At 74.3% G+C, this 24,027-nt stretch carries 25 protein-coding genes; 14 read left to right on the top strand and 11 right to left on the bottom strand.

Going from position 1 to position 24,027, the window contains the following annotated elements; genetic code table 11:
- Window positions 1–125: 125 nt before the first annotated feature.
- The 6 genes from ACZ52J_RS14635 (at window position 126) to ACZ52J_RS14610 (ending at window position 6,477) form a co-directional block, all read left to right on the top strand.
- A complete protein-coding gene (locus tag ACZ52J_RS14635) occupies window positions 126–860 on the top strand; it encodes an alpha/beta fold hydrolase (protein ID WP_465618738.1) in 735 nt (244 codons plus the stop codon).
- Window positions 861–1,107: 247 nt separating this feature from the next.
- Window positions 1,108–1,563, top strand: a complete 456-nt coding sequence (locus ACZ52J_RS14630) for an OsmC family protein (protein ID WP_360507286.1) — start codon at window positions 1,108–1,110, stop codon at window positions 1,561–1,563.
- On the top strand, window positions 1,560–3,014 hold the full coding sequence (locus ACZ52J_RS14625) for a dihydrolipoyl dehydrogenase family protein (protein WP_465618736.1): 1,455 nt from the start codon (window positions 1,560–1,562) through the stop codon (window positions 3,012–3,014). The genes ACZ52J_RS14630 and ACZ52J_RS14625 overlap by 4 nt, the downstream gene beginning before the upstream one ends.
- 166 nt (window positions 3,015–3,180) lie before the next feature.
- The gene (locus tag ACZ52J_RS14620; protein ID WP_465618734.1) at window positions 3,181–4,275 is read left to right on the top strand and encodes a WD40/YVTN/BNR-like repeat-containing protein; all 1,095 of its coding nucleotides are present in this window, start codon (window positions 3,181–3,183) and stop codon (window positions 4,273–4,275) included.
- Window positions 4,276–4,448: 173 nt separating this feature from the next.
- The gene (locus ACZ52J_RS14615; RefSeq protein WP_465618732.1) at window positions 4,449–5,228 is read left to right on the top strand and encodes a GNAT family N-acetyltransferase; all 780 of its coding nucleotides are present in this window, start codon (window positions 4,449–4,451) and stop codon (window positions 5,226–5,228) included.
- Window positions 5,229–5,442: 214 nt separating this feature from the next.
- A complete protein-coding gene (locus ACZ52J_RS14610) occupies window positions 5,443–6,477 on the top strand; it encodes a LacI family DNA-binding transcriptional regulator (RefSeq protein WP_465618730.1) in 1,035 nt (344 codons plus the stop codon).
- 78 nt (window positions 6,478–6,555) lie between these two features.
- On the opposite strand, the gene ACZ52J_RS14605 is transcribed toward ACZ52J_RS14610, so the two are convergent.
- From ACZ52J_RS14605 to ACZ52J_RS14595, 3 genes are all read right to left on the bottom strand, one after another.
- The gene (locus ACZ52J_RS14605; protein ID WP_465618728.1) at window positions 6,556–7,593 is read right to left on the bottom strand and encodes a sphingomyelin phosphodiesterase; all 1,038 of its coding nucleotides are present in this window, start codon (window positions 7,591–7,593) and stop codon (window positions 6,556–6,558) included.
- A 249-nt stretch (window positions 7,594–7,842) separates the two neighbouring features.
- The gene (locus ACZ52J_RS14600) at window positions 7,843–8,361 is read right to left on the bottom strand and encodes a GNAT family N-acetyltransferase (RefSeq protein ID WP_360507303.1); all 519 of its coding nucleotides are present in this window, start codon (window positions 8,359–8,361) and stop codon (window positions 7,843–7,845) included.
- A 355-nt stretch (window positions 8,362–8,716) separates the two neighbouring features.
- Window positions 8,717–9,178, bottom strand: coding sequence for a molybdopterin-dependent oxidoreductase (locus tag ACZ52J_RS14595; RefSeq protein ID WP_465618726.1), 462 nt, complete (start codon window positions 9,176–9,178; stop codon window positions 8,717–8,719).
- A gap of 271 nt (window positions 9,179–9,449) precedes the next feature.
- Between ACZ52J_RS14595 and ACZ52J_RS14590 the strand changes: the two genes are divergently transcribed.
- Together ACZ52J_RS14590 and ACZ52J_RS14585 are read left to right on the top strand one after the other, a co-directional pair.
- A complete protein-coding gene (locus ACZ52J_RS14590) occupies window positions 9,450–9,815 on the top strand; it encodes a YciI family protein (protein WP_360507309.1) in 366 nt (121 codons plus the stop codon).
- 175 nt (window positions 9,816–9,990) lie between these two features.
- A complete protein-coding gene (locus ACZ52J_RS14585) occupies window positions 9,991–11,208 on the top strand; it encodes an RNA polymerase sigma factor (protein WP_465618724.1) in 1,218 nt (405 codons plus the stop codon).
- On the opposite strand, the gene ACZ52J_RS14580 is transcribed toward ACZ52J_RS14585, so the two are convergent.
- Entirely contained in the window at window positions 11,205–11,672 is a 468-nt protein-coding gene (locus ACZ52J_RS14580) for a MarR family winged helix-turn-helix transcriptional regulator (protein WP_465618798.1), read from the bottom strand. The genes ACZ52J_RS14585 and ACZ52J_RS14580 overlap by 4 nt on opposite strands.
- Window positions 11,673–11,798: 126 nt before the next feature.
- Here ACZ52J_RS14580 and ACZ52J_RS14575 point away from each other — a divergent pair, with 126 nt between their 5' ends.
- Window positions 11,799–12,581, top strand: a complete 783-nt coding sequence (locus ACZ52J_RS14575; RefSeq protein WP_465618722.1) for a dioxygenase family protein — start codon at window positions 11,799–11,801, stop codon at window positions 12,579–12,581.
- 34 nt (window positions 12,582–12,615) lie between these two features.
- Here the strand turns inward: ACZ52J_RS14575 and ACZ52J_RS14570 are convergent, their stop codons facing one another.
- The 5 genes from ACZ52J_RS14570 to ACZ52J_RS14550 form a co-directional block, all read right to left on the bottom strand.
- Window positions 12,616–13,263 carry an NAD(P)-dependent oxidoreductase gene (locus tag ACZ52J_RS14570; RefSeq protein ID WP_465618720.1) on the bottom strand — a complete coding sequence of 216 codons (648 nt, stop codon included), beginning with the start codon at window positions 13,261–13,263 and terminating at the stop codon, window positions 12,616–12,618.
- A gap of 237 nt (window positions 13,264–13,500) precedes the next feature.
- Window positions 13,501–13,887 carry a VOC family protein gene (locus ACZ52J_RS14565; protein ID WP_465618718.1) on the bottom strand — a complete coding sequence of 129 codons (387 nt, stop codon included), beginning with the start codon at window positions 13,885–13,887 and terminating at the stop codon, window positions 13,501–13,503.
- Window positions 13,888–13,892: 5 nt separating this feature from the next.
- Window positions 13,893–14,444, bottom strand: a complete 552-nt coding sequence (locus ACZ52J_RS14560; protein ID WP_360508042.1) for a GNAT family N-acetyltransferase — start codon at window positions 14,442–14,444, stop codon at window positions 13,893–13,895.
- Complete coding sequence (locus ACZ52J_RS14555) at window positions 14,441–14,902, bottom strand: group II truncated hemoglobin (RefSeq protein ID WP_465618716.1); 462 nt, start codon at window positions 14,900–14,902, stop codon at window positions 14,441–14,443. The genes ACZ52J_RS14560 and ACZ52J_RS14555 overlap by 4 nt, the downstream gene beginning before the upstream one ends.
- 43 nt (window positions 14,903–14,945) lie before the next feature.
- Window positions 14,946–15,188 carry a hypothetical protein gene (locus ACZ52J_RS14550; RefSeq protein ID WP_465618714.1) on the bottom strand — a complete coding sequence of 81 codons (243 nt, stop codon included), beginning with the start codon at window positions 15,186–15,188 and terminating at the stop codon, window positions 14,946–14,948.
- A gap of 75 nt (window positions 15,189–15,263) precedes the next feature.
- On the opposite strand from ACZ52J_RS14550, the gene ACZ52J_RS14545 reads away from it, so the two are divergent.
- The 3 genes from ACZ52J_RS14545 to ACZ52J_RS14535 all read left to right on the top strand — a co-directional run bounded on the left by ACZ52J_RS14545 (window position 15,264) and on the right by ACZ52J_RS14535 (window position 18,076).
- A complete protein-coding gene (locus ACZ52J_RS14545; RefSeq protein ID WP_465618712.1) occupies window positions 15,264–16,028 on the top strand; it encodes an SDR family NAD(P)-dependent oxidoreductase in 765 nt (254 codons plus the stop codon).
- A 62-nt stretch (window positions 16,029–16,090) separates the two neighbouring features.
- Complete coding sequence (locus ACZ52J_RS14540; RefSeq protein ID WP_465618796.1) at window positions 16,091–16,489, top strand: MerR family transcriptional regulator; 399 nt, start codon at window positions 16,091–16,093, stop codon at window positions 16,487–16,489.
- A gap of 51 nt (window positions 16,490–16,540) precedes the next feature.
- A complete protein-coding gene (locus ACZ52J_RS14535) occupies window positions 16,541–18,076 on the top strand; it encodes an AMP-binding protein (RefSeq protein WP_465618710.1) in 1,536 nt (511 codons plus the stop codon).
- Between the two features lie 76 nt (window positions 18,077–18,152).
- Here ACZ52J_RS14535 and ACZ52J_RS14530 read toward each other — a convergent pair whose 3' ends face one another.
- Entirely contained in the window at window positions 18,153–18,935 is a 783-nt protein-coding gene (locus ACZ52J_RS14530; protein ID WP_465618708.1) for a helix-turn-helix transcriptional regulator, read from the bottom strand.
- A gap of 147 nt (window positions 18,936–19,082) precedes the next feature.
- On the opposite strand from ACZ52J_RS14530, the gene ACZ52J_RS14525 reads away from it, so the two are divergent.
- Entirely contained in the window at window positions 19,083–19,898 is an 816-nt protein-coding gene (locus ACZ52J_RS14525; RefSeq protein WP_465618706.1) for a TIGR03084 family metal-binding protein, read from the top strand.
- Window positions 19,899–19,947: 49 nt separating this feature from the next.
- A complete protein-coding gene (locus tag ACZ52J_RS14520; RefSeq protein WP_360508022.1) occupies window positions 19,948–20,562 on the top strand; it encodes a hypothetical protein in 615 nt (204 codons plus the stop codon).
- Between the two features lie 119 nt (window positions 20,563–20,681).
- Here the strand turns inward: ACZ52J_RS14520 and ACZ52J_RS14515 are convergent, their stop codons facing one another.
- A complete protein-coding gene (locus ACZ52J_RS14515) occupies window positions 20,682–24,011 on the bottom strand; it encodes an error-prone DNA polymerase (RefSeq protein WP_465618704.1) in 3,330 nt (1,109 codons plus the stop codon).
- Between the last annotated feature and the right edge of the window lie 16 nt (window positions 24,012–24,027).

The raw sequence follows: 24,027 nt of genomic DNA, 5'->3' as shown, positions 1-24,027 counted from the left end.
GGCCCCCGCCGTGCCCGCTCCCCCGCTTCCGGGACCACGCCGCGGGTGCCGATCGGGATCCGCTCCTAGAGTCGTCGGTGACAGCGGCCTCCGCGGAGGCCCCGCCGACGAAGGAGTGATCCGCCATGAGCACGTTCGTACTGGTCCCCGGGTTCTGGCTCGGTGCCTGGGCCTGGGACGAGGTGGCCGCGCCGCTGCGCGCCGCCGGGCACCGCGTCCACCCGGTGAGCCTGCCCGGGGTGGCCGAACGGGCGGCCGAGTCCGGCGAGTTCGGCTTGGAGGAGCACATCGCCGACCTGGCCGACCTGCTGGTCCGCGAGGACCTGTGGGACGTCGTGCTGGTCGCCCACAGCGGCGCCTGCGCCCCGGTGGGCGGGCTCGCGGACCGGATGCCGGAGCGGATCCGCCGGGTGGTCTACCTGGACAGCGTCCCGCTGGTCGACGGCTCCGCGCTCCACGACCTCTGGCAGCCCGACTACCGGCAGATGGCCGAGGCCTCGGTGGTCGACGGCCGGTTCCCGATGCCGTCCTGGGAGTACCTGGACACCCACGGCGCCGGCCTGGGGGGCCTGGACGAGGCCACCCTGGCGCGGGTCCGCTCCCTCGCCACCCCGCACCCGGCCGGGGCGTACCGGGACGAGCTCCGGCTGACCGGCGCCGGGGCCGCCCTGCCGCACGCGCTGGTGTCCTGTTCCTTCCCGCTCTCCCAGGTCCGCGAGCTGATCGCGGCGGGCCACCCGTACTTCGCCGGGATGGCCGCGCCGAACTGGGAACTGCGCGAACTGCCCACCGGGCACTGGCCGATGTTCTCCCGTCCGGCCGACACGGCGGCGGTGCTCGCGGAGCTCGCCGCGATCTGAGCCCCCGGCCTGTCCCCCATGCCCGGGCCCGTCCCCCGTGTGTCCTGGGGTGCCCCCGTGTGTCCTGGGGTGCCCCCGCGTGTCCTGGGGCGCCCCCGCGTGTCCTGGGTGCCCCCGCGTGCGCAGGCCTGTCCCCCGCGTGCACGGGCGTGTCCCCTGCGCGTCCTGCGCGTGTCCGACCGTCGCGAAGGCACGCCCGACCCGGCAGGATGGGCCCAACGCCGTACCCGAGCGGAGAGCGAGACTCATGAGCGAGCAGACCGGCCGTACCGAACCGCCTGCCGCCGGGCCCGAGTTCGGACGGGTCACCACCGCGCTGGTCACCGGGAGCGCCGCCGACCCGCCGTACCACGTGGACGTCAAGGCCGGCACCCACGCGCTGACCTCGGACGAGCCGGTGCGGCGCGGCGGCTCGGACAGCGGGCCGGAACCGTTCGCGCTGCTGCTCGCCTCCCTCGGCTCCTGCACCGCGATCACCCTGCGGATGTACGCCGACCGCAAGAAGTGGCCGCTGCAGGCGGTCCGGGTGAGGCTCGGGTACGAAACGGACGGCAGCCGGGGCCGGATCTCCCGCCGGGTCGCCCTGACCGGCGACCTGGACGGGGCCCAGCGCGCCCGACTGCTCGACATCTGCGAACGCACGCCCGTCACCCTCGCCCTGCGGGCCGGGGTGGCCATCGAGACCACGGAGGACCGGGCATGACCAGCACCGCCGAGGAGTACGACGTCATCGTCCTGGGGGCCGGCCCGACCGGCGAGAACGTGGCGGACCGGACGGTCGCCGCCGGGCTGCGCACGGTGATCGTGGAGGCCGAGCTGGTCGGCGGCGAGTGCTCGTACTGGGCCTGCATGCCGAGCAAGGCGCTGCTGCGCCCGTCGGCCGCGCTGGCCGACGCCCGCGCGGTGGCCGGCTCCCGGGAGGCGGTCGGCGACGGACGGCTGGACCCGGCCGCGGTGCTGGCCCGGCGGGACTCCTTCGCCTCGCACTGGAGCGACGACGGCCAGGTGCGGTGGCTGCGGGACACCGGCATCGACCTGGTCCGCGGCCACGGCCGGCTGGCCGGCGAGCGGACGGTGACGGTGGAGGCCGAGGACGGCAGCGAGCGGGTGCTCACCGCCCGGCACGCCGTCGTGGTGTCCACCGGCAGCCGTCCGGTGCTGCCCGGGCACGTGCCGGGGCTGACCGAGGCCCTCCCGTGGACCAACCGGGAGGCCACCGGCTCGCCGGCCGTGCCCGGGCGGCTGGCGGTGGTCGGCGGCGGGGTGGTCGGGGTGGAGATGGCCGCCGCCTGGCGGGCGCTCGGCGCCGAGGTGGTGCTGCTGGTTCGCGGCGAGGGGCTGCTGCCGCGGATGGAGCCGTTCGCGGGCGAGCTGGTCGCCGAGGGCCTGCGCAAGGCCGGGGTGGACGTCCGTTTCGGCACCGAGGTCACCGGGGTGCAGCGGGCGGACGGCTCCGGGCCGGTGACCCTGACGCTCAGGAGCGGCGCGGAGGACGGCGCGGAGCTGACCGCCGACGAGGTGCTGTACGCGACCGGCCGGGCCCCGCGCACCGCCGACATCGGGCTGGAGCAGGTCGGGCTGAAGCCGGGCGACTGGCTGGAGGTGGACGACAGCTGCACGGTGCTCGGCGTGGACGGCGAGTGGCTGTACGCCGCCGGGGACGTCAACCACCGGGCGCTGCTCACCCACCAGGGCAAGTACCAGGCCCGGATCGCGGGCGCGGCGATCGCCGCCCGCGCCCAGGGGCGCCCGCTGGACACCGCGCGCTGGGGCGCGCACGCCGCGTCCGCCGACCTCGCGGGCGCGCCGCAGGTCGTGTTCACGCAACCGGAAGTCGCCGCCGTCGGCCTGACCCTGGCCGCCGCCGAGGAGGCCGGGCTGCGGGTCAAGACCGTCGACCACGACCTCGGCGCCGTCGCCGGGGCCTCGCTGTACGGCGACGACTACCGCGGCCGGGCCCGGGTGGTCTTCGACCTGGACCGCCAGGTGCTCGTCGGCGCCTCCCTGGTCGGCCCCGGCGTGGCCGAACTGCTGCACTCGGCGACCGTCGCGGTGGTCGGCGAGGTGCCCATCGACCGGCTCTGGCACGCGGTGCCCGCGTACCCGACGATCAGCGAGGTCTGGCTGCGGCTGCTGGAGGGCTGCCGGGGGTAGGGCCCCTGGCCGCAAGTGCGGCCCCCGGCCGGGCGGACGGCCTTCCGGGTCAAGGACGGCCTCCCGGGTGAACGGCGCGGCGAGATGTGACCACCGGTGGACGGCGGGACACTGGCAGTCGGGGGCCGTCCCGGGGGCCGCGCTCGTGACCAGGGTGGTGTGAGGCATGACCGAAGTGCTGTTGGCCGTCGGAACCGAGAAGGGCCTCTTTCTCGGCCGCAGCCGCGACCGGCTGACGTGGGAGTTCAGCGGGCCGCACTTCCCGATGAACGCGATCTACTCCGTCTCCGTCGACCGCCGCGAGGGCCGCACCAGAATCCTGGTCGGCGCCGACAGCAGCCACTGGGGGCCCTCGGTCTGGCGCTCCGACGACCTCGGCGCGCACTGGTACGAGCCGCCGCAGCCGGCCATCCGCTTCCCCGAGTCCACCGGCGCCTCGCTCACCCGGGTCTGGCAGCTGCAGCCCGCCGGCGGCGAGGCCCCCGGCGTCGTCTACGCGGGCACCGAGCCCGCCGCGCTGTTCCGCTCCACCGACGGCGGCGAGACGTTCGCCCTGCTGGAGTCGCTCTGGGAACACCCCCAGCGGCCGCAGTGGGGCGCCGGCTACGGCGGCCAGGGCCTGCACACCATCCTCACCGACTCGCACGACCCGCAACGGCTGCTGGTCGCCGTCTCCAGCGGCGGCGTCTACCGCAGCAAGGACGGCGGCGACAGCTGGGAGCCCTCCAACACCGGGCTGCGCGCCGAGTTCCTCCCGCAGGAGAGCCAGTACCCCGAGTTCGGCCAGTGCGTGCACAAGATCGCCCCGGACCCGGTCAACCCCGACCGGCTCTACCTGCAGAACCACGGCGGCGTCTACCGCAGCGACGACTGGGGCGCCGGCTGGCGCTCGATCGTCGACGGGCTGCCCGCCGAGTTCGGCTTCGCCGTCGCCGCCCACCCCCGCCGGGGCGACACCGCCTACCTCTTCCCGCTCGGCGGCTCCGACGACCGCATCCCGCCCGGCCGCCGCTGCCGGGTCTTCCGCACCACCGACGGCGGCACCAGCTGGCAGCAGCTCGCCGACGGCCTGCCCGGCGAGGACCACTACGGCATCGTGCTGCGCGACGCCCTGCGCACCGACGACGCCGACCCGGCCGGGATCTACTTCGGCAACCGGACCGGCGACGTGTACGGCAGCCGGGACGAGGGCGAGAACTGGTCGCTGCTGATCTCCCACCTGCCGGACGTGCTCTGCGTCCGCGCCGCGGTGGTGGCCTGAGCCCGGCGCCGGCCGCCGCGCTTCCCGACGGCCTGCCGCCCCCAAGTCCGCTGTCCCGAATCCCGCTGTCCCGAAGCCCGCTGCCGGAAAACCGGTTGCCCCGAGCGCCCGGTTCTGGCCAGCATGAGCCGCCGACGAACGATCTCCGGCGAACTCGCGAAAAGGGGTGGGCCATGGCTGAGGCCGACTGGGTGGTCAGGCACGACGGCGACGGCAATCCGGTACTGCGCTACCAGCCGGGCGAGCGGGAGGGCCTGCCCTGGGCCGACCTGCTGCAGGTGCTGGACGAGTCGGTGGACGCGGCCGGGTTCATCCGGGCCGAGCTGCCCGGGTGGGTGGTCTCCGGCAGCCCCGAACTCGGGCAGCGCCTGGCGGCGGACGGCGCGACGGTCCTGCGGCACGCCCACACCTTCCGCCGGGACCTGCGCGCCGACCCCCCGCCCGCCGACTGGGCCGGGGCGCCGCTGCCCGACGGCCTGCGCGGGGGACTGCGCGACGGCCTGCGGGCGGTGCCCTGCGACCGGGCGCCCGAGGAGCTGTTCGAGGCCTGGCGGGCCGCCTTCGGGCCCGGGCACGTCGACCGCTTCCCGGGCGACGACGCCCAGGCGCTCTCCGACCGACTCGGCCTGCTGCTCGCCGGGAAGGCCATCGGCCCGGTCCTGCCGTCCAGCCTGCTCGCCGTGGACGCCGAGGACCGCGTGGTCGCCGGGGTGATCCTGACCGACCGCGACGGCCGGCCGTGGGTCGCCGAGGTCTTCCGCCACCCACAGCGCGGCTACCGCGGCCTCGGCGCCGACCTGCTGCGCCGGGCGGTCGCGGACGCCGCCGCGCGCGGGATCGCCGACCTGCACCTGGCGGTGACCGACGGCAACCCGGCCCGCCGCCTCTACGAGTCGCTGGGCTTCCTGCTGCAGGAGACCTCGCTGACGGTGCTCGTCCCGGACGCCGACTGAGCCCGGGTGCGCTCAGGACCGGGGCTGCTCACGGCCGGGGCTGCTCACGGCCGGGGCTGCTCACGGCCGGGGCTGCTCACGGCCGGGGGTGCTCACGGCCGGGGGTTCTCACAGCCGGGACAGTGACGGCCGGGCCGACTTCGGCAAGCCGATCGGGGACCGCCGGACCCACGGGAAACCGGCTGGTCGGAGGCGGTGTGTAGGCTCAACGGTCATGGCAAGGGTGACACGGGACGATGTGGCGCGGGCGGCGGGGACGTCCACGGCGGTCGTGAGTTATGTGATCAACGACGGGCCGCGGCCGGTGGCGCCGGCGACCCGGGCGCGGGTGCTCGCGGCGGTCGAGGAGCTCGGCTACCGGCCCAACCGGGTCGCCCAGGCGATGGCGCGGCGGCGGACCAACCTGCTCGGGATGGTCGTGCCGGACGCCCGGCAGCCGTTCTTCGCCGGGCTCGCGCACGCCGTCGAACAGGCCGCCGCCGAGCACGGCCGGCTGCTGCTGATCGGCAACTCCGACTACGCCGACGAGCGGGAGGCGCACTACATCCGGGCCTTCCTCGGGATGCAGGTGGACGGCCTGATCCTGGTCACCCAGGACCCGGCCACCCCCGGGCTGACCGGCTTCGACGTGGCCGACGGCACCCCGGTCGTGCTGCTGCACCACCGTGCGGAGAGCGCCGACGGCGTCGCCGTGGTCGCGGACGACGAGGGCGGCGCCCGCGAGGTGGTCCGCCACCTGCTCGGGCACGGGCACGCCGAGGTGCACTGCTTCGGCGGCACCCGCGCGCTCAGCCCGCACGACCCGGTCACCGGGCGGACGGCCGGCTGGGTCGCCGCCATGGAGGACGCCGGGCTGCCCACCGAGGGGCGGCTCACCCCGGCGCCGTTCGACCGCGTCCGGGCGCACGCCGAGGCGCTCGCCCTGCTGGCCCGCCCCGACCGGCCGTCCGCCGTGTTCTGCGCGACGGACGACCAGGCGATCGGCCTGCTGCGGGCCGCCGACGACCTGGGGATCCGGGTGCCGGAGGACCTCGCGGTGGCCGGCTTCGACGACATCGCCGAGGCGGTGATCGCCGGGCCCGCGCTGACCACCGTCACCACCGCGCAGGACGAGATGGCCCGCGCCGCGCTGGAGCTCGTCCTCGGCGGGGCCGAGCGCCGCGCCACCGGCGCCCGGACCTTCCCGGCCCGACTGGTGGTGCGGCGCTCCTGCGGCTGCCCGGCACCGGACCGGGCGGCCCTGGACTGACCGCTGCTCGACCTCGCCGGGCGTCGGTTCAGCACCGCGCGTCAGTTCAGCACCGCGCGTCGGTTCGGCCGCCGGGCGTCAGTTCAGCTGGAAGGTGGCCTCGACCGGGTAGTGGTCGCTGGGCGCGTTGGTGTCGAGCTGCCCCGGCGCCCAGCCCGCCTGCGGGTCGAAGTCGACCTTCACGGTCGACATCCCGGTCGGCACCGGGCGGCCCGGGGCGTTGAGGTAGCCGATGTAGTCGAGGTCGTCCCGGTAGTCCTTGGGGAAGGTCTCGACGCCGGACATGTACTGGCACCAGGCGGAGACCGAGCAGTCCATGGTGGTCAGGTTCTGGCCCGGGTCGGTGGCCGGAGTGCCGAGCACGCCGTTCACCGCGTTCTGGGCGTTGGTGTAGTCGCCGCGGCCCTGGCCGTGGACGTACTCGACGTTGAGGTCGCCGCCGATCAGCACCGGCGCGCCGCTGCCGACGATCCCGTCCACCCAGGCGCGGATCTCGGAGAGCTGGCCGAGCCGGGTGGACTGGGTGGTGTCGGTGGAGACGTCCGACTCGTCGGCCTGGAGGTGGGTGCCGACCACCCAGGCGGCGCTGCCGTTCTTGGTCACCTTGACCAGCGCCGCGCCCTTGTTGGCGTGGTAGTCCCAGGTCCCGTACGTCGAGTTGGCGAAGACGTGGGCGTACTGGGCGGCGATCGGGTACTTGGAGAGGATCATCGTGCCGCCGTTGATGACGAACCACGAGTTGGAGCAGTTGCCGCTGATGCCCGTCCAGCCGCCGCCGGAGCAGGTGCCGCCGACCACCGGGGTGCGGTACGGGTAGAGGTCGGCGAGCTTGGCGTTGATGTCGGCGGTCGAGCTGTTGTTGAACTGCTCGTCCAGGATGACGACATCGGCGTTGTGCTGACGGACGATCTGCTCGATCACCGGGGTGCGGCGGGCGGCCTGCTCGTTCTGGGTGCTGTCGACGACGGCGGTGCCGAGGTCGACGTTGAAGGCGAAGACGGACAGCGTGGTGGGGCTCGCCGGGGTGCCGGCGGTGGCGGCCGGGGCGGTGCCGCCGACCAGCAGTGCGGCGGCGGCCGCCGAGGTGAGGGCGGTGGCCGTGCGACGCGAGAGCATGGGCGTTCTCCTGGGGATTCGTCTACCCTGCGGGGCCCGGCGCCGGGGTGGCCGGCGGTCGGGGACTGGCGGACGAACGCTAGCTACCGATCGGTACGTCGGGAAGAACGCCAGGAGATCAGTTCCGGCCGATCATGTGGCCGCGAGATGTCTGTACAGGTCTGGGCGGGTAGGCGACAAGATGTCTGTACACCCTTGCACCGCCCACGCGCCGCCACGCGCCGCCCGCCGGGCCCGCGCGAACCGCCGTCAGCCGTCGAGCAGTTCGTCCGCGAGCAGATCCATCAGCAGGTTGTCGTGCCAGGTGCCGTCCGAACCGCGCTCGTACTGGCGCATGGTGCCGACCGTACGGAAGCCGACCTTGGTGTAGCAGCGGATCGCGGCGAGGTTGTCCGCGGCCGGGTCGATCACCAGCCGGTGGTAGTGGTGGTCGTGCACCAGGTACCGGGCCATGGTGCGCACCGCGTCCGTCCCCAGACCCAGGCCGTGCACCGTCGGATCGAGGTAGAGGTCCATCCCGGCGTGCCGGTACTCGTCGTCGTTGTTGGCGTACCACTGGATGGCGCCGACCACCTGGCCGCCCAGGTCGATCGCGAACGTCTCCGTGTCGGGTGATTCCAGGTCGTTGGCGACCTCGGCGGGCAGGTCGTCACCGCCCCGCCAGCGGGCGAACACCTCCGGCGTGCCGCGGATGGCCGCCAGGGCCGGGATGTCGTCGGTGGTGGCCGGTCGCAGCGTGACCAGGGCGCCGTGCAGAATCGTCCCCATATGGGGCATGTTGGCACGGAAACCCGGCTCCGGCGAGTGCTTTTACCGCATTGCCCGGACCCCCGCGACCAGGGATGATGCTGCGCCGTGACCCACCTCGTCCTCGGTCTGTCGGGCATCCTCGGCTACGCCGCCGTGGTCATGATCCGAAAGAACTGGGCCCGGAGCTGGGCACAGGCCGAGTTCGACGCACCCGCGTACGGCATGCGGAACGTCGCGGCCGCCCCGGCGCAGGCCCCCCGGGCGACGGGCGGCTGCCGATGCTGCGGCACCTGCTCGCCCACTACGCGGGCAAGGCCGGGCCGTACCGCATCGCGCTGGAGCTCTTCCGGGGTGCGACGTGCGCTGCGGCGCGTTACGCGGTGGGGTGCGCAGGGTCGCCGAGGGGGCCGAGCCAGACGGTGGTGACGGCACTGACGTAGCGGGCACCGCAGTGGTCGTCCGGGACGACCAGCTGCGGGCCGACGGCGTCCAGCGGCGCGCCGTCCATGCTGGTGGCCAGCAGGATCCGCCGGCCGCCGAAGTCCGGGTCGATCTCGGCCCAGGAGACCACCGCCCGGTGGCCGTCGGCGCCGACCACGGAGAGCAGGAAGCGCAGCCGCTGCTTGCGGCCGGAGAAGTCGATCCGGGGCCGGGCCTCGCGCAGTACGTCCAGCAGTGCCGGGCCCTCGTAGCCGTGCCGCTGCTCGCCCTCGGTCCGGCAGTCGAAGCTGACCACGACCCGGTGGGCGGGGAGGACGCGCAGCTGGTCGACGGTCAGCTCGGCGGGCCGCTCGAGGTGGCCGTGCAGCCGGACGGTGGGCCTCGCCGGGGTCATGGTGCTCCCTCTTCCCGGGCCGCTGCGCCGCGGCCCGGGAAGAGGACTACCCGAGGGACCGCTCGGACATTCGCAGTTGCCAGGCTGGAGGCGGATATTCATCGCAATTGCGACGACCGATCCCCTGTTCCGATCGAATCTGCGCTGCGGCTGACCCTCGGGCGCGGAACCTGCGGAAAATCTTCGTGGCGGGTGTCGATCCGGCGCCGGCCCGTTCGACGCAGGGGTGAGAGGCGGGGAGAGGCCCCGCCCGACCGACCGAGGAGTCACCATGCCGCGCTTCATGACACTGATCCGGATCGACGAGCAGGCCCGCGCCGACTGGGAGCCGGACCCGAGCTTCGAGCAGCGGATGGGGGCCCTGTTCGAGGAGATCACCAAGGCCGGGGTGATGCTGGAGACCGCCGGGCTGACCCCGACCTCCCAGGGCACCCGGGTGACCTGGAACGACGGGAAGGTCGGCTACACCGACGGGCCGTTCACCGAGACCAAGGAGGTCGTCGGCGGTTACGCCATCCTGCAGTGCAAGGACCAGGCCGAAGCCCTGGAGTGGACCCGGCGCTTCCTGCAGACCCACCCGGCGGGGTGGAGCGTCGAGGCGGAGGTCCGGCAGATCGAGGAAATGCCCCAGCCGTAACGGTGAGTGCGTTTGCCTCCCCCGCCGTCGGCTGCTCTGATGGGTCGCCGTGACGGAGAGGGCTGCGAGAAACGGCACTGCGACGAACGGCACTACGCCGGGCGGCACTACGACGAACGGCACTACGCCGGACGGCGCTGCGCCAGCCAGGACCGCGGCGGCGGCCGTCGAGACGGTGTTCCGGATCGAGTCCGCGCGGATCATCGCCGGGGTGGCCCGGATCGTCCGGGACGTGGGCATCGCCGAGGAGCTGGCGCAGGACGCGCTGGTGGCCGCGCTGGAGCGGTGGCCGCAGGAGGGCGTCCCGGACAATCCGGGCGCCTGGCTGACGGCCACCGCCAAGCACCGGGCGATCGACCTGGTCCGCCGCCGGGAGGTCTACGCCCGCAAACTCGCCGAGGTGGGGCGGTCGGCGGAGGACGTGGCGCCCCCGGAGCCGGTCGAGCCGGACGACATCGACGACGACCTGCTGCGGCTGATCTTCACCGCCTGCCACCCGGTCCTGTCGGCGGAGGCGCGGATCGCCCTCACCCTCCGACTGCTCGGCGGGCTGACCACCCCGGAGATCGCCCGCGCCTTCCTGGTGCCCGAGCCGACGGTGGCGCAGCGGATCGTCCGGGCGAAGCGGGCGCTGGCGAAGGCGGCGGTGCCGTTCGAGGTGCCGTACGGGGAGGACCGGGCGCGGCGGCTGTCGTCGGTGCTGGAGGTCATCTATCTGATCTTCAACGAGGGGTACTCGGCGACGACGGGGGACGACCTGCTCCGCCCCCAGCTGTGTGAGGACGCGCTGCGGCTGGCCCGGGTGCTGGCCGCGCTGATGCCGGCCGAGCCGGAGGTGCACGGGCTGGCCGCGCTGCTGGAGTTCCAGGCCTCGCGCACGGCCGTCCGGACCGGCCCGGACGGCCGGCCGGTGCTGCTGGCGGACCAGAACCGGGCCCGCTGGGACGGGCTGCTGATCCGGCGCGGCTTCGACGCCCTGCAGCGGGCGGGTACCGGGCCGTACTCGGTGCAGGCCGCGATCGCCGCCTGCCACGCGAAGGCGCGGCGCTACGCGGACACCGACTGGGCGACCATCGCCACACTGTACGAGCGGCTGCTGGCGCTGTCGCCGTCCCCGGTGGTGGCGCTGAACCGGGCGGTGGCCGTCTCGATGGCCCGGGGTCCGGCCGCCGCACTGGAGTTGGTGGACGCGTTGGCGGCGGAGCCGGCGCTGCGCGGCTACCACCTGCTGCCGAGCGTGCGGGGCGATCTGCTGGCCCGGCTGGGGCGGGCGGACGAGGCCCGGGCGGAGTTCGAGCGGGCGGCGGAACTGACCCGCAACGAGCGGGAGCGGGAGCTGCTGCGGGAGCGGGCCGCGGGCCTCGGGGGGCTTTGGGTGCCCGAGGAAGACTAGGGGGTTTCGTCCAGGCGCAGCCGGGCGCTGACCTCGCCGAGACCCTCGGCGAGGACGGCCAGCTGGTCGCGGGTGAGCACGTCGATCAGCAGCTCGCGGACCAGGGCGACGTGCCCGGGCGCGGCCTGGCGCAGCATCTCCCGTCCCTGGTCGGTGAGTTCGGCGAAGACGCCGCGTACGTCGCTGGGACAGGAGCGGCGGGAGACCAGGCCCATCCGCTCCAGCTGGGTGACCTGGTAGGTCAGGCCGCTCTTGGAGGTGACCAGCTTGTCGGCGAGTTCGGTCATCCGCAGCGAGTCGCCGGGGGCGGCGGACAGGTGCACCAGGATCTCGTACTGCTGGTGCGAGAGGCCGGAGTCCTCCTTGAGCTGGCGCTCCAGCCGGCGGTTCAGCAGGTTGCTCGCGGTGACGAAGCCCCGCCAGGCGGCCATCTCGTCCGGGTCCAGCCAGCGGGGTTCGTTCAGTGAGGACATGGATGAAGCCTACTCCTGTTGTTCAAATTCGAACAAAGGTGTACCGTCGATCGGAGTAGACGTTCAAATTTGAACTACCATCGGACGAACGGTCCCACCGGTCCCGAGGAGGACGCCATGAGCACCGCGGCCCCCGAGCGCATGCCCGCTCTGTACCTGTCGCACGGCGCTCCGCCGCTGGCCGACGACCCGATCTGGCCGGGCGAGCTGGCCGCCTGGTCCGCCGACCTGCCCCGGCCCAAGGCCGTGCTGATGGTCTCCGCCCACTGGGAGGAGGCGCCGCTCGCCCTCGGCGCCGTCACCACCACTCCGCTGGTCTACGACTTCTGGGGCTTCCCCGAGCACTACTACCGGGTCCGGTACGCCGCCCCCGGCGCGCCGGAGCTCGCCGAGCGCGTGCGCAAGCTGCTGCGCGCCCCCGGCACACCCGTCCAGGACATCCCCGACCGCGGACTCGACCACGGCGCGTACGTCCCCCTGGTGGAGATGTACCCGGACGCCGACGTCCCGGTGCTCCAGGTCTCGCTGCCCACCCTCGACCCGCAGCGGCTGCTGGAGCTCGGCCGCAAACTCGCCCCGCTGCGCGACGAGGGCGTGCTGATCGTCGGCAGCGGCTTCTTCACCCACAACCTGCGGGCACTCAGCAACGACGGCCGGGTCACCTCGGTGATGGCCGAGTTCGACGACTGGGGCCGGCGCGCCCTGGCCGCCCACGACCTGGACGCACTGCTCGACTTCGAGCACAAGGCCCCCGCCGGGCGGCTCGCCCACCCGCGCACCGAGCACTTCGCCCCGCTGTTCGTCACCCTCGGCGCCGGCGAGGCCGACCTGGACAGCCAGCGCAGCGTCATCGACGGGTTCTGGATGGGACTGGCCAAGCGCTCGATCCAGCTGGGCTGAACGGACTCGACGGATCACAGCGAGCAGCAACGGATCACAGCGAGCAGCAGGTGAAGCGCTCGCCGATGTGCTCGGGCTGCTCGATCTCGTCCACCAGGACGACCGCGTAGTCCGGCACCGAGATCCGGCTGCGCCCCTCGGCGTCGGTGAGCAGCTGCTCCAGGCCGGTGCGGTAGCGGCCGGTCCGCTCCCCCGGGCCGATCTCGGCGGCCGGGCTGAGCACCGTCCAACGGAGGTCGGAGACCGTCCGGTAGTAGTCCAGCGCCGCGCCGTGCGCGTGCATGATCTGCAGGACCGTCTCGGGCAGCCCCGGGGTGTCCCAGACCCGCACGCCCGGCGCGGTCTCCAGACTGCCCGCACCGCCGACCGCGATCAGCCGGGGCGCCGCGCCGCCGAGCCTGCGCAGGCCCTCGACCAGGGCGCGGGCGGCGGGCTCGATCAGCGCCAGGTGGCCCGGGCCGTCACCGCCGCCGACGGCGCTCACCAGGACGTCGCGGCCGGCCGCCACCCGGGCCACGTCCGCCGGGTCCAGCACGTCCCCGCGCTCCACGGCGGCGGCCCCGCCCCGGTAGCGGTCCGGATCCCGGACCACGGCGGTGACCTCGTGGCCACGTGCCGCCGCCTCCGCGACGACCGCACTGCCGATGCTGCCGTTGGCGCCGATCACGGCGATCCTGGCCATGGGGTACCTGCCTGGTGGCTCGGTGGGGGCTGCGTGTGCCGAAGGGCGTCGGACAGGATCGATTATCGGGCGGATCCCCGGCGCCGGCCCGGGGCTTGGGCCTGTCGTGTGACGGCTTGGCGCAGCTGCGTTCGACGAGCGGCCGAAGGAACGGCCGAGAGAACGGAACGGCCGCCCGCGCACGTCCTCGTGGGACTGACGGGCGGCCATGGGCAAGTGGCCGGTACAGCCGGACGGCTACGCGTCCCCGGTGGCGGCGCGCTCGGCCTTGCTGCGCTCGACGCAGAACTCGTTGCCCTCGGGGTCGGCCAGGGTGAACCAGCCCTTGCCGTCCGGGGTGCGGCGGTCGGCCAGCACGGTGGCGCCCAGGGCGACCAGGCGTTCCACCTCCTCGTCCCGGCTGCGGTCCTGCGGCTGCAGGTCGAGGTGGACCCGGTTCTTCGCCGACTTCCCGTCGGGCACCCGGATGAACAGCAGCGAGGCGCCGGCCGAGTCCACCAGTGCCTCCTCGTCACCCGGGTTGTCGTCCTCGCCCAGGGTGCCGTCCAGTGCCTGCGCCCAGAACGTGGCCAGGGCGTGCGGGTCGGCGCAGTCGATCGTCACGTGCCGTGCCAGAGAAGCCATGCGCCCTACTCTGAACTGCGTCGTCCGGATCCGTCCAGCCGTTTCCGGGAATGCCGGTGGCCGTCCCTCGGGTACGGCGGGAAGGCCGGGACAACCTCCGTGAACGCGTAGCCGCTCTTCTCCGCGACCCGGCACGAGGCGTGGTTGTCGCCCTCGTGCAGCAGGTCGATCCGACACAGGCCGTCCTCGGCGAAGGCGGCGAAGGCCCAGGCGGTGAGGGCCTCCACCGCGCGCGGGGCCACGCCCCGGCCGCGCGCCGGGCCCGCCGTCCAGTACCCCACCTCGGCCGTCTCCCCGCCCGGGGTGCCGCGCTTGAGCACGACGTTGCCGACCAGCTCGCCGGCGTCCAGGACGGCGAAGGCGTACCGGGTGCCGGCCGCGCGGCCCTCGTGCTGCGCGGCCAGCCAGTGCGCGGCCCCTTCGGCGCTGTCCACCGGGTTGCGGGTGAAGCGGCGCAGCGTCTCGTCCCGGTAGGCCTCGATCAGGGCCGGCGCGTCGGCGTCCTCGAAGGGGCGCAGCTGCAGGCCGTCGGCCGTCGGGTGCGCGGTGACGGTCATTTCTCCAGCCCCTCCCAGTTCCAGCGCGGGGTCGGGCCGGGCTCGCCGAGGTCGGTGCCGGCCGGGGAGGCGGAGACATCCTCGGCGATCTTCGTGCCCCAGTCGAAGTACTCCAGCACCCGGCGGCGCAGCAGTTCGTCGGCCGGCAGCTCCTGGCGGACGGCCTCGGCCATCAGCTCCATCCAGCGCAGCCGCTGTTCCTCGGTGATCTCCAGGCCCAGGTGGGCGTGCAGCAGGGCCTGGTGGCCGCCGAGCTCGTCGGTGAAGGCGGTCGGGCCGCCGAAGACCTCGGCCAGCCAGACGGCGACGTGCTCGATGTGGGTGGGGGTGAAGTCGGCGAAGACGGGCGCGAGCAGCGGGTCGGCGAGGACGCCCCGGTAAAAGGTGTGGCTGAGGCGGCGCAGGGCGTCGATGCCGCCGACGGCGTCGTAGAGGCTCTCGGGCCGTTGGTCGCTCATGGGTGTTCTCCCCGTAGGTGGTTGACCGTGCGTTGCGACCTTCCTAGCAGGCGGGCGGCGGCTCGGCAGGCGCTGCGGGCCCGTTGTTCGCGTCGGGCTCAGCAAGTGGAGGGCTCGGCTCCTGTCCCCCGGCCAGGGAGCGGGCGTACGCCTCCCGGACGTTCGGCGGGACAACGCCGCGCCGCACCACCGGCAGGCCGTGGGCGGCGGCCCGGACGGTCAGCGGGGTGTCCTCCTCGGCAGCGGGTGCGGGTACGGGTGCGGGCTCGGTGTCGTGGTCGGTCATGCGCCGCATTCTGACGGTCGGCTCCGACACTCCCGCTTGACCCTGCCGCTGGCGGCAGGGTCAGAGGGTTGCCCCATGGACACTGTGAACGCAGCAGAGGGTCGGGGCGTGGTGGTCACCGGCGCCGGAACGGGGATCGGGCGGGAGACCGCGCGGGCCTTCGCGGCCGAAGGGGCGCGGGTGCTGGCGGTCGGGCGGCGGCCGGAGCCGCTGGCGGAGACGGCAGCCGCGTACCCGTCGCTGATCGAACCGCTGGCCGTCGACGTGACCGGGCCGGACGCGCCGGAGGCGATCGTCCGGGCGGCGCTGGAACGGTTCGGGCGGCTGGACGTACTGGTCAACAACGCGGGCATCACCGGCAGCGGCGGGCAGCTCGGCGGGTACACCCGGGACGGCGTCGAGGCGCTGCTGGCCACCAACCTGGTCGCCCCGGTGCTGCTCGGGCAGGCCGCGCTGCCGGCGTTGGCGCACAGCCGGGGCGTGGTGGTCAACGTCAGCACCGCCGTCGGGCAGCGCGGCTGGCCCTCCGGCTCGGTGTACGCGGCGAGCAAGGCCGCACTGGAGACGGTGACCCGCAGTTGGGCGGTGGAGCTGGCCCCGCGCGGGGTCCGGGTGGTGGCGGTGGCACCGGGGGCGATCGAGACGCCCATCGGCGAGCACGCGGGGCACGGCCCCGAGCGGCTGGCGGCGCTGCGGGCCTGGCAGCTCGCGCACACCCCGTTGGGCCGGATCGGCCACCCGGCGGAGGTGGCCTGGGCGATCGTGCAACTCGCCTCGCCGCAGGCCTCGTTCGTGACCGGCGTAGTGTTGTCCGTCGACGGGGGCGCGCTGGTGCAGTGACGACCGGTGAAGTGGCAACCGGTGAAGCGATGCCCGGTGCAGGGACGATGGGGGCCGTACGGGTGCGGATCGGCGAGCTGGCGCGGGCGACGGGCGCGACGGTCCGGGCGCTGCGGCACTACGAGCAGGCCGGGCTGATCGACTCCGAGCGCGAGCCGAACGGCTACCGCGACTACGCGGAGTCGGCGGCCGCCCGGGTGCGCAACATCCGCGCGCTGGTGGGTGCCGGGCTCACTCTGGACGACGTCCGGCCGCTGCTCGGCTGCCTGGACGGGGACGTGCTGGCGAACCGGCCGTCCGAGCGGGTGCTGGCGGTCGCCCGGGAGCGGCTGGCGGTGCTGGAGCGCCGGATCGCCGCCCAGACCGAGGCGCGGGACCGGCTGGCGGCGGCCCTGGCGGCCGCTCCCGAAGCGACCGGAGCGACCGCCCCGACGGCGACCGGAGGTGCTGCGGAAGGGTGACACCCCCGATCGGGGGTGTGCAGGGAGCAGGTGGGAGAGGACAGTAGGCGCATGCAGATTCCACTCTCCGTGATGGACTTCCTCGACCGGGCCGAGCTGGTCTACGGCGACCGGGTCGGCATCGTCGACGAGCCGGTGCAGCCTGCCGAATCCTGGGGCGAGCTGAGCTACCGCCGTGTCGCCGAACTCGCCCGGGCCCAGGCGGCCGGGCTGGACCGGCTGGGCGTCGGGCCCGGCGAGCGGGTCGCGGTCGTCTCGCACAACTCGGCGCGGCTGCTCACCTCCTTCTTCGGCGTGAGCGGGCACGGCCGGGTGCTGGTGCCGGTGAACTTCCGGCTGAAGGCCGAGGAGGTGTCGTACATCGTCGAGCAGAGCGGCGCCTCCGTCCTCCTGGTCGACCCCGAACTCGCCGACGCGCTGAGCGGGGTGGTGGCCAAGCACAAGTTCGTGATCGGCGCGGACAGCGACGCCCTGCTGTACGACTTCGACAACTCCCCCCGGCGGTACGCGGTCTCCGAGAACGACACCGCCACCATCAACTACACCAGCGGAACCACCGCCCGCCCCAAGGGCGTTCAGCTCACCCACCGCAACGTCTGGCTGAACGCGACGCTGATGGGCCTGCACTACGGCGCCAACGACCGGGACGTCTACCTGCACACCCTGCCGATGTTCCACGCCAACGGCTGGGGCCTGCCGTTCTCCCTCACCGGGCTCGGCGCCCGGCACATCGTGCTGCGCAAGGTGGACGGCGCGGAGATCCTGCGCCGGGTCGAGCGGCACGGGGTGACCTTCCTGTCCGGTGCGCCCGCCGTGGTCCAGATGGTGCTGGACGCGGCCGCCGACTGGGACGGCCCGGTGCCGGGCCGCGACCGGGTGCGGATGATCGTGGCCGGCGCCCCGCCGCCGACCTCGGTGGTCCAGCAGGTCGAGGAGCAGCTGGGCTGGGAGTTCATGCAGCTCTACGGCCTGACCGAGACCGCGCCGATCGTCACGGTGAACCGCTCGCGGGCCGAGTGGGACGCGCTGCCGGCGGCCGAGCGGGCCGAGAAGCTGGTGCAGGCCGGCGCCCCGGCGCTCGGCACCCAGCTGCGGGTCGACGGCCAGGGCGAGGTGCTCGTGCGCTCCAACACCGTGCTGGACGGCTACTGGCAGCAGCCGGAGGCGACCGCCGAGGCGCTGCGCGACGAGTGGTTCCACACCGGCGACGGCGGCACCCTCGTGGACGGCCAACTGACCATCTCGGACCGGAAGAAGGACGTCATCATCAGCGGCGGGGAGAACGTCTCCTCGATCGAGGTGGAGGACTGCCTGTACAGCCACCCGTCAGTCGCCGAGGCCGCGGTGATCGGGGTGCCGCACGAGAAGTGGGGCGAGACGGTGAAGGCGCTGGTGGTCCTCCGGGAGGGCCACGGGCCGGTCAGCGAAGCCGAGTTGATCGCGCACTGCAAGCAGCGGCTGGCCGGCTACAAGTCGCCCACCTCGGTGGAGTTCCGGGACGCGCTGCCGCGCACCGCCACCGGGAAGCTGCAGAAGTTCCGGCTGCGCGAGCCGTACTGGACCGGGCGGGAGCGCCAGGTCAACTGATCCGGCGGCTCACGTGATCCGGCGGCCCACCTGGTGCGGCGGCTCGGCAGCGGCTCGGCAGCGGCTTGGCGGCGACTCAGTGCACGAGGCCTGATTCCCTGGCCGCCAGGGCGAGTTCGGTCCGGTTGCGGACACCGAGCTTGTGCATCGCGGACTTGAGGTAGCCGGTCACGGTGTTGCAGGTCAGGCCCAGTCGGGCGGCGATCTCCGGGTTGGTCCGGCCGGTCGCCGCCCAGCGCAGCACCTCGTGCTCGCGCGGGGTCAACGGCCGTACGGGGGCGGCCGGCCGGGGCTTGGCGCGGCTCCAGGCGGCGGCCCCGGCGAGCGCCCGGGCGGCGGCCCGGGCCAAGGTGCCGACGGCGGAGATCCGGACGTCCCCGAACGGGACGACGGCGCGCACCGAGGCGTACACCACGCCGTGCACGGTGTCGCCGTCCATCAGCGGGACGGTCAGCATCGCGTACAGGTCCTCGGCGGCGACGGCCGGGTCGTACTGGTGCGAGATGGTCGTCGCCGCACGGTAGTCGGGCACCCAGGTGGGCGCGCGCTCGGCGAGCGCGCGTCCGCCGAGACCGAGCCCGGCCGGAACCGCCACGTTGTGCAGCAGGTCCGCCCGGGTGCCGGCCCAGTGGCGCAGCACCATGCCCTCGCCGCCCTTCCCACGCCCGGGCAGCGGCTCCGGCACCCCGACCAGCCCGACATCCACGCCGCACTCCGCCACCACCCGCCGCGCGAGGTCGCCGAGCACGGCGTCCCGCACCAGCTCGGCGGCCCGCACGGCGACGTCGGGGTCGCCTTCGGGTCGCGCGGCGTCGTCGACGGGTCGCGCAGCGGCGAGGGAGTCCGCAGCCCTGGTCATCGCGGAATTGTCACACGCGGTACGGCCGGTGGCGAGAGTCCTGACGTGGGTGTTTCGTGGAGTGGCGGACGCCGTCGGCCCGCCGGGCATAGGGTGCGGGCGCAGGCTACCGACGGGTAGCAACTGCCGTGCCCCGGAGGGAAGACGATGACCGACCCGAACGCCGTCCTGCGCGGCCTGTTGGCCGACCTGCGGGCCGAGACCGCCGTCCTGGACGCGCTGGTGGCCGGACTGCCGGCCGAGGACTGGGCTCGGCCGACCCCCGCCGAAGGCTGGACGGTCGCACACCAGATCGCCCATCTGGCCTGGACCGACGGCTGGACCGCGCTGGCCGCCCGCGACCCGGAGGGCTTCACCGCCTCGCTCGGCGGCCGCTTCACCGAGCTCCTGGCCGCCGGGGCCGACCCCGTCGAGGAGGGTGCCCGGGAGGGCGCGGCCGCCGAGCCCGACGCCTTGCTCGACCGCTGGCGTACCGGCCGGGAGGAGGTGCAGGCCGTCCTGGCCGCCGCCCCCGCCGACGTCCGGCTGCCCTGGTTCGGCCCGCCGATGAAGCCCACCTCGATGGTCACCGCCCGGCTGATGGAGACCTGGGCGCACGGCCAGGACGTCGCGGACGCCCTCGGCGCGGCCCGGGAGCCCACCGACCGGCTGCGGCACATCGCCCATCTGGGCCTGCGCACCCTGGGCTTCGCCTTCGCCGCACACGGGCTACCCGCGCCGGAGGCCCCGGTCCGGCTCGAACTGACCGCCCCCGACGGGAGTTCGTGGCCCCTCGGACCGGCCGACGCCACGGACGTGGTCACCGGCCCCGCCCTGGACTTCTGCCTGCTGGTGACCCAGCGCCGCCACCGCGACGACCTGGCCCTGACCGCCACCGGCCCGGTCGCCACCGCCTGGCTGCCGATCGCCCAGACCTTCGCGGGGCCTCCCGGCAAGGGGCGGCAGCCGGCCTCCGGCGCCTGAACGGCCCCGGCCGTCAGGGGTGTCGGGCCTTTCGGGGACAATGGCGGGCATGAACGACCTGCTCAGCCGCCTGCCCGACGTCCCTGCCCTGCGCGACCGCTGCCGCGGCCTCGCCATGCTCGACGCGATCCTCAGCCCGGACGACTGGGAGTCGCGGTACCACTCCTTCGACTCCCGTTGGGACGAGGGCGAGGAGCTGGCCTCGATGCGCAACGGCCAGGGCGACGACTGGTGCGTGATCTTCTCCCCCGTCGGCGCCTACGGGCGGGCCTTCGACCACGAGGCGCCCAACGCCCCGGAGCTGCTCGCGGCCGTGCCCGAGGAGTTCCGCCGCTTCGCCGAGGAGCCCGCCCTCGGAGACGAGGACGGGCCGACGGTCACCCGCTGCTTCTGGCGCGGCCAGGGCGACGACTCCTGGCGGGGTGCGGCGGCCGAGCGCGGCGCGGACCACCTGTTCGAGCTGCTCGCCGACGGGTCGGCCGAGGCCTACCGGCAGTGGGCCGAGGACTACTTCGAGCCGGAGCAGGCGCTGGACCTCGCCGCGATCGGGCACGTCCTGGCGCTGCGCCCGCTCACCCCGGCCGTGGTGGCGGCGCTCAACGCGGAGACGGACCTGGACGAACTGGCCGAGGACCTCGCGGAGATCGGCTACCCGGCGGGCTGATGCATTCGGGGAGCCGATCCGTTCGGTGAACCGATCCGTTCGGTGAACCGATCCGTTCGGTGAACCGATCCGTTCGGTGGGCCGATCCGTTCGGTGGGCCGATCCGTTCGGTGGGCCGATCAGAGGCCGATCCGCAGCGGGGCGAGCCGGGTGGCGATCAGGTTGGTGGCACCCCGGTCGCGCTCGATGTGGCCGTGGACCAGCAGTCCGGCCCGGTCCAGGGCGGTGCGGCGCTGGGACTCCCAGACCGGGCGGTTGCAGATCACGTTGATCAGGCCGGTCTCGTCCTCCAGGCTGAGGAAGAGCACCCCGCCGGCCGTCGGCGGCCGCTGCCGGTGGGTGACCAGGCCGCCGATCACCACCGCCGTCCCCGGTGGCACGTCCGGGAGCTGGGCGGCCGACAGCGCTCCGCCGCGTTCCAGCTGGGTGCGCAGGTGCTGGAGCGGGTGGCTGGTGGCGGAGGTTCCGGTGGCCCACAGGTCGGCGATGGTCTCCTCGACCGGGCTCATGCCGGGCAGGTCCGGCGCCTCGGTGCCGGGCGTGGTGCCGGGGATCAGTTCGGCCGAGATCCCGGCGAACGCCCCTGCGGTCCACAGCGCCTGACGTCTCGTCAGACCGAAGCAGTCGAAGGCGCCCGCCGTCGCCAGTGCCTCCAGGACGGGCGCGGGCAGGCCGGTGCGGCGGGCGAAGTCCTCCAGGTCGGCGTACGGCTGTCCGGCCACGATCGTCTCGGCCTGCGGGGTGCCGATGCCTCGGACGGTCTCCAGGCCGAGCCGGATGGCCGGCTGCGGGCGGCCGGCGGTCAGCGGCGGCTTCGGGGTCGGCCCCCGGTACGGCTCCAGGGTGGGGCGCGCCCCGCTGGCGTTGACGTCCACCCCGCGCACCCGCACGCCGTGCCGCCGGACGTCCGCGACCAGGCTGAGCGGCGAGTAGAAGCCCATCGGCTGGTTGGCCAGCAGGGCGCAGGTGAAGGCCGCGGGGAAGTGGTACTTGAGCCAGGCGCTGGCGTACACCAGGTAGGCGAAGCTGATCGCGTGGCTCTCCGGGAAGCCGTAGTTGGAGAAGGCCTCGATCTTGCCGTAGACGTCCTCGGCGACCTCCGGCGGGATGCCGCGCTCGGCCATCCCGCCCAGCAGCCGCTCGCGCAGCCGGGCGACCCGCTCGTGCGAGCGCTTGGCGCCCATCGCCTGCCGCAGCCGGTCGGCCTCGGCGGGGCTGAACCCGGCGCAGTCGATGGCGAGTTGCATCATCTGCTCCTGGAACAGCGGCACCCCGAGGGTCTTGCCGAGCGCGTTCTCCATCAGCGGGTGCGGGCAGCCGGGCGGCTCCGCCCCGGCGCGGCGGCGCAGGTACGGGTGGACGGATCCGCCCTGGATCGGGCCGGGGCGGATCAGTGCGACCTCGACCACCAGGTCGTAGAAGTGGTCCGGCTTGAGCCGGGGCAGGGTCGCCATCTGCGCGCGGGACTCGACCTGGAACACGCCGACGGTGTCGGCCCGGCGCAGCATCGCGTACACGCCCTTGTCGTCGTCCGGGATGGTGGCCAGGTCGTGGCGCAGGCCGTGGTGTTCCGCGACCAGGTCACAGGCGTCGTGCAGTGCGGCGAGCATGCCGAGGCCGAGCAGGTCGATCTTCACCAGTCCGGCACCGGCGGTGGACTCCTTGTCCCACTGCAGGACGGAGCGCCCGGGCATCCGGGCCCACTCGGTCGGGCAGATCTCGCCGATCGGCTCCTTGGTGAGCACCATGCCGCCCGAGTGGATGCCCAAGTGGCGCGGCAGGCCGTGGAGTTGGGTGGCGAGCGAGAGCACGTCGGCGGGGATGACGGCGTCCGCGCCGGGGGCGGAGCGGAAGTCGGTCTGCCGACTGAACGCGTCCACCTGCCCCTGCGGGTAGCCGAGCACCCGGGCGGCGTCGCGGATCGCCAGCCGGGGCCGGTAGGTGATCACATTGGCGACCTGCGCGGCGTGCTCGCGCCCGTAACGGCCGTAGACGTACTGGATGACCTCCTCGCGGCGGCGGTTCTCGATGTCCAGGTCGATGTCGGGCGGCCCGTCCCGGGCGGTGGAGAGGAAGCGTTCGAACAGCAGCTTGTAGTGGATCGGGTCGACGGCGGTGATCCCGAGGGCGTAGCAGACCGCGGAGTTGGCGGCCGAGCCGCGGCCCTGGCACCAGATCTCCCGGCTCCGGCAGAAGTCCACGATGTCGTGCACGATCAGGAAGTAGCCGGCCAGGTCGAGGTCCTCGATCACGTCCAGCTCCTTGGCGAGCTGGCGGCGGGCGGCGGCGTTGCCGGGGCCGAAGCGGGCCGGGCCGCCGGACGCGACCAGGGCGCGCAGGTGGCCGATCTCGGTCCCGCCCTCGGGGACGGGGAAGCCCGGCAGCTCCGGGTCCAGTGCGGCGAAGTCGAAGGCGCAGGCCCGGCCGAGTTCGACGGTGGCCCGCTGCACGCCCGGGAAGCGGGCCAGCCGACCGGCCATCTCGCGGCCCGAGCGCAGGTGCGCGGTGCCGGCCGCCCGGGTCCAGCCCACCGCGTCCTGCAGGGTCCGGCGCTCGTGCAGCGCGGCGAGGCTCTGCGCGAGGCGGCCCTGGGCGGGGCCGGCGTGGTGGGCGTTGGTGGAGGCGACGGCGGTCAGCCCGTGCCCGGCGGCGAGCGCGGCGAGGGCGTCGTTGCGCCGGTCGTCGCCGGGCAGCCACTGGTCGATCAGTTCGACGTACACGTTCTCGCGGCCGAACGCCTCGGTGAGGGTGCGCAGTCGCTGCTCGGCCGCGCCCGGATCGGCGCCGCGCTTCCCGGCGAGGGCGGCGGGGACCCGGCCGAGGCGGCAGCCGGTGAGCACCGCCCAGTGGCCGCCGTGCGCCTGGGCCAGCGCCGCGAGGTCGTACACCGGGCGGCCCTTCGCGCCGCCGGCCAGCTGGGCGGCGGCGATCGCGGCGGAGAGGCGGCGGTAGCCGGCCGGGTCGCGGGCGAGGACCAGCAGGTGCTCGGTCTCCAGGTGCTCGCGCTCCGGGTGCTCGCGCTCCGGGTGCTCGGTCTCCGGGTGTCCGGTCGCCCCCGGGAAGTGGCCGGCCGCTTCGTGGCGGAGGGTCAGCTCGGCGCCGAACACGGTGGCCACACCGGTGCCCCGGGCCGCCTCGGCGAGCCGGACGGCGCCGTACAGGCCGTCGTGATCGGTGATCGCGAGGGTCTCCACACCCAGCCGGGCCGCCTCGGCGACCAGGTCCTCCGGGTCGCTGGCGCCGTCCAGGAAGCTGAAGGCGGAGTGGACGTGCAGCTCGGCCCAGGGTTCGGCGGAGCTCTTCGGAGCGGCCGGGGGGTCCTCCGGACCGGGGCGGCGCAGCGGGATGACCGTACGGTCCGGCGCCGCGGGCGTACGGTCCGGCGCCGCGCCGGTCAGTCGGCGGTGCAGCTCGCTCCAGGGGAGGGTGGGGTGGCTGGTGAAGCCCATCGGGGGTCGCCTTCGT

The organism is Kitasatospora sp. NPDC034035 (assembly GCF_055575755.1).
This window is presented reverse-complemented; position numbering and strand designations above follow the sequence as displayed.